Origin of the sequence: Aeromonas sp. 604176, assembly GCF_049170755.1 — a bacterium.
In the GTDB taxonomy this organism is placed as follows: Bacteria; Pseudomonadota; Gammaproteobacteria; order Enterobacterales; family Aeromonadaceae; genus Aeromonas; species Aeromonas veronii_A.
In genome coordinates this window covers 17394-35698 of the sequence record NZ_JAAKNE010000039.1, presented here as the reverse complement: position 1 = coordinate 35698, position 18305 = coordinate 17394, and the positions used below count along the sequence as shown (strand labels likewise).

Sequence of the window (18305 nt, the reverse complement as noted above, 5' to 3'; positions counted from 1 at the left end):
TTCCAGGAAGCGATCACCTACAGCTTCGTTGATCCCAAGACCCAGCAAACCCTGTTCCCGCAGAGCGATGCCATCGTACTGCCGAACCCGATCTCGGTCGAAATGTCCGCGATGCGTGTCTCTCTGTTCCCGGGTCTGGTGCAAGCTGTTGTTTACAACCAGAACCGTCAGCAGCCGCGCGTGCGTCTGTTTGAACAGGGTCTGCGTTTCATCAAGGATGAAAGCGCCGAGAACGGCATCCGTCAGGAGCCGATGTTGGCCGGTATCATCACCGGCAACCAGAGCGACGAGCACTGGGACATCAAAACCCGCGCAGCCGACTTCTTTGATTTGAAAGGGGATCTGGAAGCGGTGCTGGACTTGACCGCCGAAGGGGCCACCTTTACCTTCGAGCGTACCGAGCACAGCGCCCTGCACCCGGGCCAGAGCGCAGCCATCCTGCGCAATGGCGAGATCATCGGCCACATCGGCGTGATCCACCCGAGCCTCGAGAAGAAGCTGGGCCTCAAGAGCCGCGCGGTGATGTTTGAGCTGGAGCTGGACAAGCTGACCCCGGCCAAGGTGCCTGTGGCAGCCGAAGTTTCCAAGTTCCCGGCGAACCGTCGCGACATCGCCGTCGTGGTCGATCGTCAGGTTCTGGCAGGTGATGTGCTTGCGGTAATTAAAAAAGTTGGCGGAAATCAGGTAGTTGGAATAAACTTGTTTGACGTATACCAGGGTGCTGGTATGGCAGAGGACAAGAAGAGCCTAGCCATCAGTCTTGTATTGCAAGACACCCAGCGCACCCTGGAGGAGAAAGAGATTGCCGAGACCGTAGACAATGTCGTGCGGGCCCTTGGTGAAGAGTTGAATGCATCCTTGAGGGATTGATCTATGGCGCTTACCAAAGCCGACATTGCAGAGCACCTGTTCACCCAGCTCGGGATGAGCAAGCGTGAAGCCAAAGATATGGTGGAAGCCTTCTTTGAGGAAATCCGACAGGCGCTTGAGCGTGGTGAACAAGTCAAGATTTCAGGCTTCGGTAACTTTGACCTTCGTGAGAAGAATCAGCGTCCCGGACGCAACCCCAAGACGGGCGAGGATATTCCGATCAGCGCCCGCCGTGTGGTGACCTTCCGGCCTGGCCAGAAGCTCAAGGCCAGGGTAGAAAATGTTGAACCCAACGAGTGATAAAAAGCCAGGCAGATGCCTGGCTTTTGTTTTCAGATGACCAAATTCCCCATTTTTCTTCTGGGTGCTGTACTGGCACTGCCATTGCAAGCCAAGCCTTTGCAGACCACAGTGCTGCCGTTGGCGCCGGCGACCCAAGCTTATGTAAATTCACTGAGTCAGCTTTCGCTCTGCTATCCTGCGACGCTTCCTCCACCATACCTGATGGCCGAGGGGGGACTGCTCAAGGATCGCCTCGCCCGGTTGCAGGAGCTGTTCCCTATTCCACTTGTGCTCAAAGAGCTGCCCGATTGGCAGACATTGCGCAACGGGCTCGCAGAGGGTGACTGCGACATCATTCCCTATGTCGGAACCCGCAAGAAGGCCGTGGAGGGCATGCGGTTAAGTCGTCCGATGATGGAGACCGATGCCGCCATCCTCTACAAGGGTGAAAATCTCAAACAGGCCCGCTTTCTGGTCTACTCGGTGGCAGACTCAGCCCGCCTGCTGCACGAGCTCTATCCTCAGGCGCGCATTATTTCCCTAAAGAGCGGAGAGAAGGTCTACGACGCGCTGCAGAGTGGCAAGGGTGACGCCTATCTGGGGGACTATCTGCAACTGCGCTATCTGATGCGCGAGTTTCCTGCCGATGGGTTGCGCCTGCGCCGTCTGTTTGGTGAGGATCGGATCATCAGCTATCGCCTGATGATGCGTGATCAGCCTGAGTTGGCCAATCTGGTGGACACCCTGATCCGTCATATGCCCGCCGGTACTATCTATACCGATCTGGCCCGTTATCTCGATCAGGGGTCGCTCTACGTCAACCAGCCTCACTTCAGCGATACCGAGCAGGCCTGGTTATCCGGCCGCGGGCGCACCATTCGCCTGGTGGTCAATCCTGAGTTGATGCCCTATAGCGGCGTCAATGATCTGGGGGAGGCGAAAGGGTGGAGCGCGGATGTGCTGCGCTGGGTCACCCAGGAGACCGGCTTGAAATACAAGCTGGTGCCTGCAGCCAGCAAGGCGGAGGCCGTAGAAAAGCTGCGCCTTGGTGAGGCGGATATGATGGCCGGCTTGCCGGAATCCCCGGCATTGACGGATCAGTTCATTTTCAGTCGGACGATCTCCACCAATCGGTTTGCCTTGATCAGCAAGCGCAAGCTGGCTGCCGCTCGCATCACCCAGCTCAAGCGGCAGCGTATTCTGGTGCCTGAATCCCTCTACGATCCCTCCTTGCTCGCCCTGCTTGGTGATCAGGAGTGGCTTCGCACCGACGGCCTCGAGCAGGGGTTATCAGCGATCAAGCAAGGCAAGGCTGACGCCATGCTGAGCGAGCTATATCAGCTGCAATATCCCCAGCGTACCAACTTGCTGGAAGGGCTCAATATCGAGGAGCTGGAAGATCGCTTCAGTCTTGGCTTTGCCATCAACAAGAGTCAGACCGAACTGGCCGGGGTGATGGATCGCAATCTGATGGCCCTGACCAGCACCCAGATCGACGAACTTAACCAGCGCTGGCGCCGCTTGCTCGTCGTGCAGCAGCCCGGCGTGAGCTACGCCGCCTGGTTTGGCTCCATTGCCATGGCACTGCTGATCAGCGGTATTGTCATCGGCGGGATCTGGCGTTCCCGCCAGCAACTGGCACGGGAAGTGGCCCAGCGTCACGCCGCCGAGAAGGCGCTGGCCATCGAGAGCGAGCTGCGGGAAACCATGTTTCAGGCGTTGCCGGTGCCCGTCTATCTGCGCAACAGCCAGGGCAAGGTGATCAAATCCAATAAACAGGGGCGACGTCTGGCCCTGCGCTATTCGCAGCAGTTGATGCTGCCACCGGTGCAGCCTCAGAAGAGTGAAGGGGAGTTGGTGCTGGGGGATCAGGTCTTCGCCTATGCCCAGCATCCGCTGCGGCTGGACAAGCAGGCCCCCGCCACCGATCTCATCGCCCTGTCGGATATCAGTGTGCTGCGTGAGCAGGCCCGTTTTCTGCGTCAGGCAGAGCGCCGCCTGCGTGCCCTGACCAATACAGTCCCCGGCGTGGTGCTGCAGTTTATGTTCGAGCGGGGACGGGTAGGGGGGATCGAGTTTATCAGCCGAGGCTGTTACGAGCTGCTGGGGCTGGCGAGCCAGCAGATCCGTCGTGAGCCCAAACGGGTGCTCACTATGCTGGAGCGCGAGGATCGCCGCCGGGTAAGCCGTGAGATGTTCGACATGTTGCAGGCTGGCAAACCCTTCGCATTCACCCTGCGTTATCACCATCCGACCAAGGGTCTACGCTGGTTGCAGTTCTATGGCCGTGGCCGCAGTCAACCGCAGGGTTGGCGAATTTATGCGGTGATGCAGGATGCCACTGCCCGGGTCGAGCAGGATCAGGCTCTGCAGCACTCCCATGAGCAGGCGCAACAGGCAGTTCTGGCCAAGGGGCGCTTTTTGGCTGCCATCAGCCACGAGATCCGCACGCCGATGAACGCCATGCTCGGCTTGCTTGAGTGGCTGGCCAGCACCCCTTTGTCGAGAGAACAGGATTCGGCGCTGGCGCGGGTGCGTCAGGCGGGGGATGAGCTGCTCGGCCTGCTCAACGATGTACTCGACTTTAGTCGCAACGAAAACAGCAAACTCTCCCTCTCGCCCCAGCCCACCGATTTCGCCGAGCTGTGCGAGCACGTGGCGGCGGTGCACTGGAGCAAGGCCAGATCCAAACGGCTGCAATTACGATTGCGGCTTGACCCCGCCTTGCCAGCCTTGCTGACTCTCGATCCCCATCGGGTACGGCAAGTGCTCCACAATCTGCTCTCCAATGCCATCAAGTTCAGCCTGCGTGGGGAAGTGGTGCTGTGGGTCGAGGTAGTCGCATCGACCTTGCGCTTCGGGGTCGATGATGAAGGGCCGGGGATCACCGCCAAGATGCGTCCTACTCTCTTTATGCCATTCGAACAGTTTGCTGTTGAAGGGCAGTTGCGGGCGCCGGGCACCGGCCTTGGTCTGGCGATCTGCAAGCAGCTGCTCGAGCAGATGGGCGGGTTGATCGATGTCGAGGGACGCCCGGGCGGTGGTAGCCGCTTCTTCTGCGAGTTGCCGTTGCAACAGGTTCAGCAAGATATCGATTGGCAGCCAAGAGTACGCCAGTTATCCCTCTCACTGCCTCACGATGAGGTTTTGGGGGTCACGCCCTGGTTGTCCAGGCTCGGTATTCATGTTGCCAGTCGTGCGGTTGATCTGCTGCAGGCCGAGAGAGACGAGGATAGTCTGTATCACTGGTCATGGCAGGGGGAGTCCTGGGTGCCGGGCACCATGATCAGCCTGTTCCAGCCACGGATGACATCAGAGCAACCTGTGGGTGAGATGCAGCCCGGGCTTGGTATGCGGGTACTGCTGGTTGAGGATCACGATGTCAACCGGGAGCTGATCTGTATGCAACTGGGGCAACTCGGTGCAAGCGTAGTCAGTGCCGCCAACGGGCAGCTGGCGCTGGAGATGCTGGTGAAGCATCAGGTGGATCTTGTGTTGACAGACCTGCAGATGCCGGTGATGAACGGGGCCGAACTGTGCAGGCAATTGCGCCAATCCGCCCGTTGGGCCCGTCTTCCGGTCTATGTGATCACCGCAGATCTCAGTGAGCAAGCGGCAAGGGAGCTGCAATCCTGCGGTTGCGATGGCCATCTGGACAAGCCGGTCGCCCTCAAGGTGCTGGCGACCTTGCTGCGCCATATTGGCAAAGAGGGGAGCAATGCTGTCGCCCCGACACCGGTTGCCTCGTTGCTGACCGATGAACTGGCCGCCCTTTATCTGAAGGCTACCCGTGATGATTTGGCCGAACTTGAACGCTGCTGCACAGAAGAAGATGAAGTTGGCGTGAATGCTGCTTTACACAAGCTGAAGGGGGCCGCCAGAATGGTAGGAGCCACGGCGCTGGTGACGGTGATTGACGAGTGGCAACAAGCCCCCCATCCAGCTCTCCAGAGCAGTTTGAACCGGGCGTTGGATGAGTTCAGCCAGCATTTCTCGAAAAGGACCCAAGATGATCATTACTGATGAAGAACTGCTGGCGTTGCTCGACTCGGAAGAGCACGAGGCGGCAGATTTTTGCCCTGTCTTGCTGTATGCGCTTGATCGGGCCTCCCATGAGCTGGCAAATAGCACGACACTCCCCTCCTATGTCACTTTGCAGCGCACCCAACCGGACGCCTGCTGGCAGTGGGAAGGGTTGTTTGCGGCCGGTGCCATTGCCCTTTACGATCCTGCCGCTCACCAGCAGGCGGACTATTTCCCCGAGTTGCAGCATCATCAGGGAATTTATGCCATTGGTGAAGATTGGCTGGGAGGACTTGCCGCCAGTTACCGTGACTGGAACAACTGGCTGGCGGCCAAGCGGGTACTGCTGCTAGAAGATCACCCGTTTCAGGGGATGCAGTTACAGCAAGCTATCGCCGAACTGGGGCTCTCCTGCCAGTGGGTGCAGGATGAAACTGCCTGTCTTGCTGCGTTGGAGGCTGGCGACATCAGTCTGCTGGTGTGTGATCTCAGTCTGGTGGAGCAGGATGCCATCAGCCTGCTGATGAGCCAGCCGCAAATTCAGCGCAGCGGGTTGCCGATCATTCTCTTGTCGGCGCACGAGCAGACATTGATCGACGGTGCCCGCCGTCTGCTGCACGATGCCGGTTTCAATGTGCTGGCTGCACTGGCCAAGCCACTCGATGGCAACGAGTTGCTCAGGTTGCTGCGCGGACTCTATCTGGGGCCTCTGCGTCAGCAGCGCTTGAGCGGCCAGCGCCGCTCCATCCGCCGTTGGCAGGGGGAGGTGCAGGGTCAGCTAGGGCTGCTCTCCAGTCCCGCGACCCCTCATCCGGTCTGGCTGGCGGTGACCGGCTTGCCCAGCCGCTGGGAGGCACTTAAAGAGTGGTTGACGGATCAGTCACGTAGCCCCACAGAGCTGACATTATTGATCCATCGTCGGGATCACCTGTTGAGCAATGGAGAGCGGTTTGCGCTGGTACTGCAAGCGAGTCTGGCGGGGAGCAAGCTGGCGTTGCTACTCGATAACAGCCAGCATTTGCCATTCGATCTGCTGGAGCGTTTGCCGTTGAGCGCTTTGCTGCTGGGGCAGGCGCTTTTACCCGAAATAGAGTCATTGGCCATGGACTCCCTGCTGGGACGCTTTATGGCCAGGGTTCGGGAGCTGGGGATCGCCGTCTATCTGGATGATCCTTACAACCTGCTCGACGTCGAGGTGTGGCGAGAGCGCGGTATGACGGGGCGCTGGTAAGCCATGCCGCGCTACCTCTGCTGGCCCATGCACCGGGAGCGCCTTGGCAAAGGGCTGGAGGGCTGGCCCCATCCGGTTTCCCGGGCCGCGCTGCCACTGGCGATGCAGGTCTCCGAGGTGCCGTGTTTGCTGCGTGAGCTGCATGGGGTGGCGCCTGCCCGCATGCTGGCTGCTTACGATGCATTGAGTGAAGAGAGCATCTATCTGCGCTTTATGCGTCCGAAACGGACACCGCCACCGGAACAGGTGGCCCAATTTCTCAATTACCATCCCGAGCAACAGATCTCGCTGTTGCTGACCGATCTGGCTGGTGAGCCGCTGGCTCAGGCGCAATCAATCCGCCGTCGCCTTCATCCCGATCGGGCGGAGTTTTCTTGCATCGTGGCGGATCACTTTCAGCACAAGGGGGCGGGGCGACGGATTCTACTGGCGCTGGCACTGCTTGCCAGGGCGGACGGGATCCGGGAGTGGACGGCGGAAGTGCTGGCCCAGAACCGGCCCATGCTGACCTTGCTCAAGCGCCTTGGCTTGCCGCTGACCCTGGTAACCGGGCGGGAGATGGTCTTTGTCAGGCTGGATCTGTCGGTACTGGATGCCTGGTTGCCCGCACCGCCAGCGGCGCCGCTTAAGACCAAGGGCGAATAGTGACACTTTTTTCCCTGTGCTAAGGTCACATTTATTGTGCGGGGATAGACGGAGCAGCTTATGGCGCAGTCATATAAACATATCGTGATCCTGACCGGCGCGGGGATCTCTGCCGAATCCGGCATCAAGACTTTTCGTGCCTGCGACGGTTTGTGGGAAGAGCACAAGGTCGAGGACGTGGCGACCCCCGAGGGGTATGCCCGGGATCCCGAACTGGTGCTGCGCTTTTACAACTCCCGCCGCAAACAGCTGCAACAGCCCCAGGTTCATCCCAATCCGGCCCACTATGCGCTGGCCCGTCTCGAGCGGCTTTTGCCCGGCACGGTCACCCTGGTCACCCAGAACATCGACAATCTGCACGAGAGCGCGGGTAGCAAGAACCTTATCCATATGCACGGGGAGCTGCTCAAGGCCCGCTGCCCAGAGTCCGGTCAGGTGATCGAGTGGCGCGGTGATCTCCATCAGGACGAGCTCTGCTCCTGCTGCCAGTTCCCTCAGCCGATGCGCCCCCATGTGGTCTGGTTTGGCGAAATGCCGCTCGGGCTGGATCGCATCTACAGTGCGCTGGCCCAGTGCGATCTCTTTATCTCCATCGGCACCTCTGGCGCTGTCTATCCGGCGGCCGGGTTTGTCCATGAGGCGGGCCTCAACGGGGCGCACACCATCGAGCTCAATCTCGAGCCGAGCGAGGTAGGTAGCCAGTTTGACGAAAAACGCTATGGGCCGGCCTCCTTGCTGGTGCCCGCCTATGTCGATGAGTTGCTGGAGGCGTGCGGCATTCATCAACCGAGGCAAGTCGAGGGGCACAACTGGATGGAGATGCGCGGTCCCTGAGCTACTGTGCGACGGGACAGTTGCAATGGTTCGGTGAAATCGCCACACTGGCAACCATTTAAAAAATGGGACGCAGTTGGCGCAAATTACCATGACCGCAGTCAAGCAATGGATCGCTTTTTTTCTCCTGATGCTGGCCAGTGCCAGCGCATCGGCCTCCATCCCCCTGATGACTCTGGTACTGCCAGATGGCCAGCAGGTGACCCTCGATGAGTCGGCCATCTCTGCCTTGCCACAGACCGAATTCACTACGACTACCCCCTGGACTCAGGGCACCCACCACTATCGCGGGCCGACCTTGTCAGCCGTGCTGGCGGCGCAAGGGATCCCGGATGCTCGCAAGATCGCCATTTCGGCCCTCAACGGCTATCAGCAGGTGGTGGATCTGGCCCTGTTCGACGGCGTGCCGCTGACATTGGTGCGTCAGGAGGACGGCAAACCGCTGACCCGGCGCAACAAGGGGCCGCTCTGGCTGCTCATCCCGTTCACCACCTATCCCAAGCTGGACGTCCCTGCCATTCACAACTGCATGGTGTGGCAGGTGACCCGCATCGAGATCGTCGATTGATGGGGCTATCCCGCCAAAATCTGCTGTTGGTTGCGGTGTCGCTGCTGTTTCTGCTCTCGTCCGGCAGCAGCCTCTATCTGCAGTATCGGCAGGAGCAGCTGGTCGATACCTTCTACCGCAATGTCCACTGGAACATCAGCCAGGTAATGCTCGAATCCCAGCGTTTCCTCTACGACCTGCAGCTCTACCGGGCTGGCAGACTGTCGATGGAGACCCTGAGCCTCGATTACGATCTGCTGTGGAACCGGCTCGATATCTTCCTCATCAGCAGTGAAACCGCCGAGATGCGCCAGCGGCACGGGCTCGGCAAAGTGCTGGCCACCCTGTTCGAGCAGATCAAGCAGCTCGAACCCCAGATGGAGGCTGGTGCGCTGCGCGAGGGGGCTGAGCTTGCCCGTTTGCAGGAGGCGATCGCCAGCCAGACCCGTCTTATCGAACAGATAGGGGATCAGATCCTCTCCGGCCAGGAGCGGGAGCATTCGGTCAGCCAGATCCGCAACAGCCTGTTCTGGCTGCAGATCTGGCAACTGATCCTGTTGCTGACCGGTGGCGCTCTGGTCGCAGCCCTCATTCGCGCCAATCTGGCGAACCGTCGGCTTGCCCTGCTCGATCCCCTGACCCAGCTTGGCAACCGCCGTGCCCTGCAGGAGCAGCTCTCTCGCGCTCTGCATGCCGGCGAGGTGAGCGCTTTGGTGGTGCTCGATCTCAAGCGCTTCAAGCAGGTCAATGATCTGCTGGGTTATCAGGTCGGTGATCGGCTGTTGCAGATGGTGGCCAACAAGCTGCAGCAGGCCCATGGCAGCCACGCTTACCGGCTCGGCGGAGATGAATTTGCCGTGGTGCTGACCAAGGCGAATGATGCGCTGGAAACCGCCATTCATGAGCTGGTGGATCTGCTCCATTTCGAGTTCGTGACCCGGGAGTGCAGCTTCGATCTGGCCTGTCGGCTCGGGGTCGCCAAGGCGCAGCAACAGGATGCCGCCCGGCTGCTGGATCAGGCCATCCTGGCCCTTAACCAGGCCAAGCGTAGCCAGGAGGGGGCGATCAGCTGGTTTGAGCCTGCCATGCTGCAGCAGTTGCAGTTGAGTCAGCAGCAGCTTCATCAGTTGCGAGAGTGGCTGGCCGGGCGCGAGCCAGCGCCGCTGCGAGTGGCATTGCAGGCGCTGACGGACGGGCAGGGCAACGAGCTGTGGCAATTGGCGATTGAGTGGCGTGAGCAGGGAGTGCCCTGCCAGATGCGCTGGCTGCAGGAGTGCGGTGTGCTGGGGCCCGTGTTGGCCCGTGTGCTGCAAGCGCACGAGGCGCAGTATGCCGATGGTCGGGCACTGCTGGTCCCGCTCGACAACCAGGCACAGCTGACCCATTTACTGGCCTATCTGCCGGAGGCTTCCCGTACGCCGCTGGTGTTGCTGGTGCCGATGCTGCAGCAGGATGGTGCCTTGCTGGCGGGATTGCGGCAACAGGGTTGCACTCTGGCGCTCAGAGAGATTGGCAGCACCACCTCGGCGCAGCTGGCAGCCGGCTGGCCTGTCCGCTACTGGCTGCCGCAGGGTGATGAAGATGGCGAGTTGCTGCAACCTCTGGCCAGACGATTGGGGTTGGTGCCACTGCAAGTGCTGGCAACCAGGGAAACGAGGTCGCTGGCCTTAGGGCAAAAAGCGGTATTGCATCGGCAAGAGACAAAATGAAACAAGGCGACCTCGGGGTCGCCTTGTTCTTTTATTGCCCCTGAAAATCAGGGGCGAGGGGCGCAGGATTGCCTGATCACCAGGTCCGGGTCGACGGTGATCAGGTGGTTCTCCACCGCTTCGCCGTTGATGCGGGCCAGCAGGCGGGTGACGGCGAGGCGCCCCAGCTCCTCTTTGGGCTGGTTGACGGTGGTGAGCGGCGGCGACATAAATTCTGCCAGTGCCACATTGTCATAGCCAACGATGGAGATATCCCGCGGGATCACCAGCCCGGCCTGATGGGCGGCACTGATGGCCCCCATCGCCATCATGTCGTTGCAGACAAAGAGGGCGGTGGGACGCTCGGGCAATGCCAGTAGACGGGTCATCGCCTGATGGCCGCTGGCGCAGTCAAAATCACCCTCCTGGATCCACTCTTGATTGATCGTGAGACCCGCCTCCTGCAACGCCTGTTCAAAGCCAGCTTGGCGCTGGTTGGCGGGGGCGCGGCTGTGGGGGCCTGTGATGCAGCCGATGGCGGTATGGCCCAGCTCAATCAGATGGCGCGTCGCGAGATAACCACCGTGGAAGGAGTTGTCGGCGATAAGATCCACATCCTCGCTGACCAGCCCCCAATCCATCACCACCACCGGCAGGCTCTTGAGCCAGTCGAGCTGATTGAACACCTCTTGTTGGCCTTCGCTACACATGATGAGCAGGCCATCGACCCGCTTGCGCAGCATCATCTTGAGGTAGGAGAGGGCGGTCTCGGCCTGACCCTCGGTGTTGCCCAGCATCAGGTTGTAGCCCTGCTCGAAGCAGTAACGCTCCACCCCGCGCACCACTTCGGCAAAGAAGGGGTTGCTGGAGGTAGTGACCAACATGCCGATACTGTTGGTCTCCTTCACCTTGAGGCTGCGGGCCACCAGACTCGGGGCGTAGTTGAGATCGCGCATGGCGGCGAAGACCCGCTCGCGGGTCTCCTCGGCCACGAAACGGGTCTCGTTGATGACGTGGGAGACGGTGGTGGTGGAGACCTGGGCCCTCGCCGCCACCTCCTTGATATTGGCCATCAGTGCCCCTGTGCAGTCTGCTCAAGCAGGAAGGTGTCTACCTCCTGCTTGCTCGGGATGGAGCTCTGGGCGCCGAACCGGGTGACGGAGAGCGCCGCCGCCCCGTGGGCAAAGCGCACCGCGCTGTGGAAATCGGCACCCGCCAGTTCCGCCGCCAGCAGGGCGCCGTTGAAGGTATCGCCCGCGGCAGTGGTATCCACCGCCTTGACCCGAAAGCCCGGGATCAGCTGTTGCTGCTGGGCGTTGCTGCAATAGACCCCCTGCGACCCCAGGGTGATCATCACATCCGCAATCCCCATCTGGTGGAAACGGGCGGACGCCTCGCGGGCACTCGCTTCGTCGGTGACTTTGACGCCGGTCAACAGCTCGGCCTCGGTCTGGTTGGGGGTGATAAGGTCGACCAGCGCCAGCAGTTCGCTTGAGAGCGGGCGGGCGGGGGCGGGGTTGAGCACCACCCGGGTGCCGTGGGCGCGAGCCAGCCGTGCAGCTTCATGGACGCTCTCCAGCGGCACTTCCAGTTGCAACAGCAGGGTGTGGGCGTCGGCGATCATGGCTTCGTGGTTTTTCACCACAGCCGGAGTGATGGCCCCGTTGGCTTCGGCTGAGATGCCGATACTGTTCTCCCCCTCATCGCTCACATAGATGATGGCGATACCGGTCGGGAGCTTGGGATCGAGCTCGACGGCGCTCACGTCGATGCCGTCTTTGGCAAAACCGCTCTTCATCTGGTGGCCGATGGCATCATCACCGATGCGGGCGATAAAGGAGACGGGGGCGCCGAGGCGGGCGGCCGCAACCGCCTGATTGGCCCCCTTGCCACCCGGGACAACCTGATAGCTGTGGCCGGTCAGGGTTTCACCCGGGCGAGGAAAGTGGGGAACGCGCAGCACATGGTCTGCATTGACACTGCCCAGAACGACGAGACGATTCATGTTGACTACTCCTGATGCATCTTGGCTTGAACACGATGACTGAGTGAGTTCAAGCCGGGAGGCACCTGAACGAGAGGGAAAAGGGGAGGCGAACCTCCCCTCGAGCACTTACTTGCTGACCACTTGCAGCGGTACCGGAATGGATTTCTCGACCGGCTGACCTTTCAGCACCTTGTCGGCAGTCTCGACGCCGATGGCACCGATCAGGGCAGGCTGCTGGGCCACGGTGGCGGCCAGTTTACCCTTGGCTACGGCGGCTTTGCCATCGTCAGTGCCGTCGAAGCCGACGATCATTACCTCTTTACCGGCAGCTTGTACCGCGCGGATGGCACCCAGCGCCATCTCGTCGTTCTGGGCAAAGACGGCTTGAACGGTCGGGTGGGCAGCCAGCAGGTTTTCCATGACGTTCAGACCCTTGGTGCGGTCAAAGTCGGCAGGCTGGGAAGCCAGCACCTGCAGTTTGTTGGCCGCAACGGCCAGGGCAAAGCCTTCACCACGGTCGCGGGCGGCGGAGGTACCGGCAATCCCTTCCAGCTGGATCACCTTGGCACCGGTACCCAGTTTCTCGGTGATGAAGTCACCGGCCAGCTTGCCGCCCGCCACGTTGTCGGAGGCAATGTGAGCCTTGACCTCACCCTGCGCGGCGCCGCGGTCCAGAGTCAGTACCGGAATGCTGGCACGGTTGGCCAGACGAATGGCGTTGCCGACCGCTTCGGAGTCGGTGGGGTTGATCAGGATGGCGCCGACCTTGCGTACGGTGAGATCTTCCATGTTGGAGAGCTCTTTGGCCGGGTCATTCTGGGAGTCCAGTACCACCAGCTCGTAGCCAAGCTCTTTGGCTTTGGCTTCGGCACCCTCTTTCATGGTGACGAAGAAGGGGTTGTTGAGGGTGGAGACCACCATGGCCAGGGTTTGATCGGCGGCCTGGGCAGTGCCCAGCACGGACATGATGGCGGCAGCGAGCAGGGTATTGAGCTTTTTCATCATTTCATTCCTTGTGTGTGGCTTGTCTTATCAACGATTGCTTTTGTTATCGATCATCACGGCAAGCAAGATCACGCTGGCCTTGGCGATCATCTGGTAATAGGAGGATACGTCGAGCAGGTTGAGGGCGTTATTCAGGAAGCCGATGATCAAGGCACCTATCAGGGTACCCATGATGCGGCCCTTGCCGCCCATCAGGCTGGTACCACCCAGCACCACCGCGGCGATGGCATCCAGCTCGTAACCCATGCCCGCCGTCGGCTGGGCAGAGGAGAGGCGAGAGGTAACGATAAGCCCTGCCAGTGCCGAGAGCGCGCCGCACAGACCATACACCGCCAGCTTCACCCGATCCACATTGATACCGGAGAGGCGGGTGGCAGACTCGTTACCGCCTAGCGCGTAGATGTAGCGACCGAGACGGGTGTGGTTGAGCATGAACCAGGCGAGCAGGAAGACGATGGCCATCAGCCAGATGGGCACCGGCAGACCGAACAGGTAACCGGTACCGAGCCAGGCAAAGTGATCGGCGCCGTCACTGAAACCGGTGGAGATGGGGCGGCCCTCGGTATAGACCATGGTGATACCACGCAGAGCGGTCATGGTGACCAGGGTGGCGATAAATGCCTGTACCTTGCCCTTGGCAATGATGAGGCCGCTGACGCCGCCCAGCAGGGCACCGGCACCCAGAGTGAGGGGCACCACCAGCCAGATGGGGAGCTCCATGGCGACCATGGTGGCGGCCAGCGCGCCGCACAGGGCGAGCACAGAGCCGACCGACAGATCGATACCGGCGGTAAGGATAACCAGCGTCATGCCGACCGCCATGATGGCGTTGACCGAGGTCTGGCGCAGGATGTTGAGGAGGTTGTCGGCGGTGAAGAAGTTGGGGCTCAGAAAGGAGACCACACAAATCAGGACCAGCAGCGCGACCAGGGATTTGTTCTCGATCCACCACGCCTTGCTCATGACGCCACGGCGGGAAAGGGTTTGGGTTGTCATTGGGATGCCTCTTGCTCTGCTTGCCACTGTTTACCGACTGCCGCCGCCATCAGCTTCTCCTGATTGGCATCGCGGGTGTTGAACTCTGCGCTGATGCGCCCTTCGTGCATCACCATGATGCGATCACTCATGCCGAGCACTTCCGGCATCTCGGAGGAGACCAGAATGATGCTCATCCCCTCCTTCTTGAACTGGTTGATCAGCTGATAAATTTCCTTTTTCGCCCCCACGTCGACGCCGCGGGTCGGCTCGTCGAGGATCAGTACCTTGGGCCGGGTCAACAGCCCCTTGGCGATGGCCACCTTCTGCTGGTTGCCGCCGGAGAGCAGCTTTATCAGCTGATCCTGACTCGGGGTCTTGATGTTGAACAGGCGCACATAGTCGCTCACCGCCTGCCGCTCGGCCTTGCCGTCGATCTTGCCGTTGCTGATGAACTCGTCGAGGGCGCACAGACTCATGTTTTCGCGCACCGACAGCTCCAGCACCAGCCCATCGCCTTTGCGATCCTCGGAGATATAGGCGATGCCTGCGGCCAACCCGTCGGCCGGGCTTTTGGGCACCAGAGCATGACCGTCCACTGCCACTTCACCGGCGCTGATGGGGCTGGCGCCGTAGATCAGCTTCATCAGTTCGGTACGGCCGGAGCCCATCAGGCCGCTAAAGCCCAGAATTTCACCCTGACGCAGGGAGAAGCTCACCCCGCGCACGCCGGGACCGGCCAGATCTTTCACCTGCAGGCTGACGGGTCCAAGCTCGCGCTCAAGGCGCGGATACTGCTCTTCCAGCCGGCGCCCCACCATCATCTCGATGATCTTGTCTTCATCCAGATCGCTCACCGCCTTCTCGCCGATCCACTTGCCATCGCGCAGCACAGTGACCCGATCGCAGATCTCGAAGATCTCCTTGAGGCGGTGGGAGATATAGACGATGCCGCAACCCTGCTCACGCAGCTCGCGGATAACCTTGAACAGCTGCTCAGTCTCGGTATCGGTCAGCGCATCGGTGGGTTCATCCATGATGATGACGCTGGCATCGAACGACAGCGCCTTGGCGATCTCCACCATCTGCTGTTCGCCGATGGAGAGATCTCCGAGTCGGGTATCCGGCCCATGTTTGACGCCAAGTCGCGCCAGCAGACCGCTCGCCCGCTCGCGCAGCTGTTTGTGGTCGATGCTGCCAAAACGGGTACGGGGTTCGCGACCGAGGAAGATGTTGGCGGCGATCGACAACTCCGGCAGCAGGTTCAGCTCCTGATGGATGATGCTGATCCCCTGATCCTGGGAGTCACGGGGGCCCTTGAAGTGAACCGGTTGACCGCGATAGCTGACGCTGCCCGCATCGGCCTGATAGATACCGGTCAGCACCTTCATCAGGGTGGATTTGCCGGCACCATTTTCACCGAGCAGGGCCATCACCTGGCCCGGATAGACCCGCAGACCCGCTTCGTCGAGGGCGCGAACACCGGGGAAGGTCTTGACGATCCCGGTCAGCTCCAGAATGGGTGAGAGGGGGGAGGTTGTGCTCATTTGCAGCTTCCTTGAAGAGGCCTTCTTTGAAGAATGTCAGAACGCCACACCGGCGCAGAGGATCAGGTTGGCGTAGGGAGTCACCTCGCCGCTGCGCACGATGGCCTTGCTCTGGCGGGAGCGGGTTTTGAACTCCTCGTGCAGGCAGTATTCGATGGCGATGGGCTTGCCCTGGGCGGCTGCGTGGGCCTCAAGCTGATCGACCAGCGCCTGATGGGCGGCGGGGCTGATCTGCTTGATCTCGCTTGCCATGATCACTTTCTCCACAACCAGATCGGTGAGCAGGGCGGTCAGTACGGTTTCAAGACTGGGCGTCCCCGCCATCAGCGCCAGATCGACCCGCTCCGGACCTGCCGGAATGGGCAAGCCTGCATCGCAGACGGTGATCTCGTCGGTGTGGCCCATCTGTGCCACCAGAGCACTCAGGGGAGCATTGAGCAGTACGCCTCGTTTCATACAGCACCTCATCAGGCCTTGGCCCGTCAATCTGTGAACCGCTAGGCAACCGGTTACGCAACCGGTTGCGTCATGGCGCAAAGATAGGCTTTTTACTAAGGAAGGGCCACGGCAAAACCACGGAAATGTGAAAACGATCTCAAAGGCGGGAGAAGAAGTGCAGGGGAGGAGGCAGGAAGGGTGTCATAAGAGCCCTGGCACCCTTGTTATTCATCGAGCTATTGATTTTATGGTTAGTTGGCCAGTGCCTTGGCGACCGACGAACGGCTCAGCATGCGCTGATAATGATCGGCAACCTTGGGGAATTCACTGATCTCGACCCCATCGCTTTTCAGCCAGCCCGAGACCACGAACAGATAGATATCCGCCACGCTGAACTGCTCGCAGAGTACCCAGGGGCCTGCCAGATAGTGCTGCTCAATCTGGGCAAAGCCATCGCGCATATTGCTGGCGACTTTCTGCTGCATGGCGGCAATGGCCTGCTCGTCATCGGCCCAGCGGCTGCCACGGCGGCCGTGGGCGTGGGAGACATGCACAGTGGAGGCGAGGAAGCTGTTGACCTCCTGCATGCGGGCCAGCAGGAACGGGTTGTCCAGCGGCGCCAGCTTGGCTGCGGGGAAGCGCTGCGCCACATAGAGCAGCAGTGCCGGGGTCTCGGTCAGGGTGCCCTGCTCGGTGACAAGGGCAGGCACCCGCCCTTTGGGGTTGATGGCAAGATACGCAGGATCACGCTGCTCTCCTGCGGCGAGGTTGACGAGACGGGGTTGGAACGGGGCATTCGCTTCCAGCAGGGCAATCTGCACGGCCATGGCACAGGTGCCGGGAGCGAAATAGAGGGTCAGATCGGACATGAATACTCCTGATTGGCTCAGGCCACCCGCGATATCGGCGAAAAACGTGTTTTCCGTGATACCTCGAGGGGTCATGAAAAAAGAGAGGGGGCAACGTTTGCCCCCACAACCAATCTACACCCCTAAGGGGTAATGAAAAAGCGCAGAATTAATCGACTATTGCCGTCTTGTAGTTATCCATACCTTAAGGCATTCATTCAAACCACGAACTAGGGGGTAACTTGATTTGTATATATATTGCGGGTGGGGCCTTTTCCTTCTTACGCATAGACCATGGGGGTTGCCCCTTTTACCAGCTGTTTTTCCTGTTTATTTAAACAAGTTAAAGATGTTATTTTATAAAACCGATACACAGTATCGGTTAAGGTATCCAACATATCTTCAACCTCATTCTCGTTTAGTAATAGCTTAGCTCCTTGGACAGCTTCTTTGTAGTTATTAGTCATTTTTCTAAAATGTCCATTAACAATGCCATTGTTATGAACATATAGATTCCTTATAAGGAATAGGTCTTGCAATTTATTTTTGAATTTTTGTTCCAGTCCAATAACAATGTCTAAAGCATGTTCTATAGCTTCTAAGTTTTTAACAAACGAACCTTTTGTCAGATTGAAAACCATCTTGTCGATGGTCTCGTGATCATTTGTTTTAATTTTCTCTTTGGGATGTTGATTATTTAGAGGTATTTTGCTTTTAAGCATCAAATAAGACAAGCTAGAAACAATGAAACCCTCAGATATTGAACAAATTGAAATTAAGTTTTGAGCAATGTGAATGTTTTCAAAATCAGGGAATGTATGCTCTCCCATTTTTAACCCATATCTGCTCATTGACATAAACGAATTAAAAAGAGCACTTACAAGTTGCTGCTCATTCGTCATATTTTCTATAGTATAGTTATTCAATGATTCGAGAATGTCATTAGTAAATTCTGCGTCTATTGTTGTCGTATCTAATCCTCTGCGAATCATTTCATCTCTCAAAACTTTAGCTTTCAGCCCTAAAGTTGGAAACAGATGGTACGGTGGTAAATTGTATGGAAAAGAAGAAAAAACTCCTTTGTTTATTACATATCCCAGCATCAATTGTGTATATTGGATTGTGAAGTTTATGTATATTTCATCATAAGCACACCAATCTTTATCATAAAAAGGCTTACCATCAACATAATCGCATTCCGTCACAAAACTCTCCCCTTTAAACACCTAAATAAATCGGTCTGCACGGCATGTCCTGCTAAGACCGTGGGTTCGATTAGCGAAGCATAATCGGACGTTAGCTGCTTTGAAAATACTGCACCATTATTCCTAATAAATGCACCTATTGTGCCCATATCTCCACAATGGGGCAACTCTGAATCTGAA

16 protein-coding genes are annotated in these 18305 nt (G+C 58.9%); 8 read left to right on the top strand and 8 right to left on the bottom strand.

The genetic code is table 11. The annotated features are described in order from the left end of the window. The 8 genes from G5358_RS09400 to G5358_RS09365 form a co-directional block, all read left to right on the top strand. On the top strand, positions 1-870 hold an 870-nt coding region (locus G5358_RS09400; RefSeq protein ID WP_421323994.1), incomplete at its 5' end, for a phenylalanine--tRNA ligase subunit beta. Positions 871-873: 3 nt separating this feature from the next. After that, positions 874-1170, top strand: a complete 297-nt coding sequence (ihfA, locus tag G5358_RS09395) for an integration host factor subunit alpha (protein WP_005300715.1) — start codon at positions 874-876, stop codon at positions 1168-1170. 15 nt (positions 1171-1185) lie between these two features. Further along, positions 1186-5175 carry an ATP-binding protein gene (locus G5358_RS09390; RefSeq protein ID WP_421323993.1) on the top strand — a complete coding sequence of 1330 codons (3990 nt, stop codon included), beginning with the start codon at positions 1186-1188 and terminating at the stop codon, positions 5173-5175. Next, positions 5162-6406, top strand: coding sequence for a response regulator (locus G5358_RS09385; protein ID WP_421172925.1), 1245 nt, complete (start codon positions 5162-5164; stop codon positions 6404-6406). Before G5358_RS09390 ends, G5358_RS09385 begins: the two co-directional genes overlap by 14 nt. A gap of 3 nt (positions 6407-6409) precedes the next feature. Next, positions 6410-7051 carry a GNAT family N-acetyltransferase gene (locus G5358_RS09380; protein ID WP_267529324.1) on the top strand — a complete coding sequence of 214 codons (642 nt, stop codon included), beginning with the start codon at positions 6410-6412 and terminating at the stop codon, positions 7049-7051. Positions 7052-7111: 60 nt separating this feature from the next. Beyond that, positions 7112-7885 (top strand): Sir2 family NAD+-dependent deacetylase, encoded by a 774-nt coding sequence (cobB, locus tag G5358_RS09375; protein ID WP_005351956.1) that lies wholly within the window; start codon positions 7112-7114, stop codon positions 7883-7885. A gap of 91 nt (positions 7886-7976) precedes the next feature. Beyond that, complete coding sequence (locus G5358_RS09370) at positions 7977-8453, top strand: hypothetical protein (protein ID WP_164536855.1); 477 nt, start codon at positions 7977-7979, stop codon at positions 8451-8453. Beyond that, a complete protein-coding gene (locus G5358_RS09365) occupies positions 8453-10141 on the top strand; it encodes a diguanylate cyclase domain-containing protein (RefSeq protein WP_421323992.1) in 1689 nt (562 codons plus the stop codon). The genes G5358_RS09370 and G5358_RS09365 overlap by 1 nt, the downstream gene beginning before the upstream one ends. 47 nt (positions 10142-10188) lie before the next feature. Here the strand turns inward: G5358_RS09365 and G5358_RS09360 are convergent, their stop codons facing one another. The 8 genes from G5358_RS09360 to G5358_RS09325 form a co-directional block, all read right to left on the bottom strand. Then, positions 10189-11193 carry a substrate-binding domain-containing protein gene (locus G5358_RS09360; RefSeq protein WP_043820137.1) on the bottom strand — a complete coding sequence of 335 codons (1005 nt, stop codon included), beginning with the start codon at positions 11191-11193 and terminating at the stop codon, positions 10189-10191. Further along, a complete protein-coding gene (gene rbsK / locus G5358_RS09355) occupies positions 11193-12125 on the bottom strand; it encodes a ribokinase (RefSeq protein WP_421323991.1) in 933 nt (310 codons plus the stop codon). Before rbsK ends, G5358_RS09360 begins: the two co-directional genes overlap by 1 nt. 108 nt (positions 12126-12233) lie before the next feature. Further along, on the bottom strand, positions 12234-13109 hold the full coding sequence (gene rbsB, locus G5358_RS09350; protein WP_005360585.1) for a ribose ABC transporter substrate-binding protein RbsB: 876 nt from the start codon (positions 13107-13109) through the stop codon (positions 12234-12236). Positions 13110-13139: 30 nt separating this feature from the next. Beyond that, a complete protein-coding gene (gene rbsC, locus G5358_RS09345) occupies positions 13140-14108 on the bottom strand; it encodes a ribose ABC transporter permease (RefSeq protein WP_421323990.1) in 969 nt (322 codons plus the stop codon). Further along, positions 14105-15634, bottom strand: a complete 1530-nt coding sequence (gene rbsA / locus G5358_RS09340; RefSeq protein ID WP_005336668.1) for a ribose ABC transporter ATP-binding protein RbsA — start codon at positions 15632-15634, stop codon at positions 14105-14107. Before rbsA ends, rbsC begins: the two co-directional genes overlap by 4 nt. Before the next feature lie 36 nt (positions 15635-15670). Continuing rightward, entirely contained in the window at positions 15671-16090 is a 420-nt protein-coding gene (gene rbsD / locus G5358_RS09335; RefSeq protein WP_421323989.1) for a D-ribose pyranase, read from the bottom strand. A gap of 233 nt (positions 16091-16323) precedes the next feature. Beyond that, positions 16324-16941, bottom strand: coding sequence for a glutathione S-transferase family protein (locus tag G5358_RS09330; protein ID WP_421323988.1), 618 nt, complete (start codon positions 16939-16941; stop codon positions 16324-16326). A gap of 260 nt (positions 16942-17201) precedes the next feature. Then, positions 17202-18125: a hypothetical protein gene (locus G5358_RS09325; RefSeq protein ID WP_421323987.1), complete on the bottom strand. Its 924-nt coding sequence runs from the start codon at positions 18123-18125 to the stop codon at positions 17202-17204. Between the last annotated feature and the right edge of the window lie 180 nt (positions 18126-18305).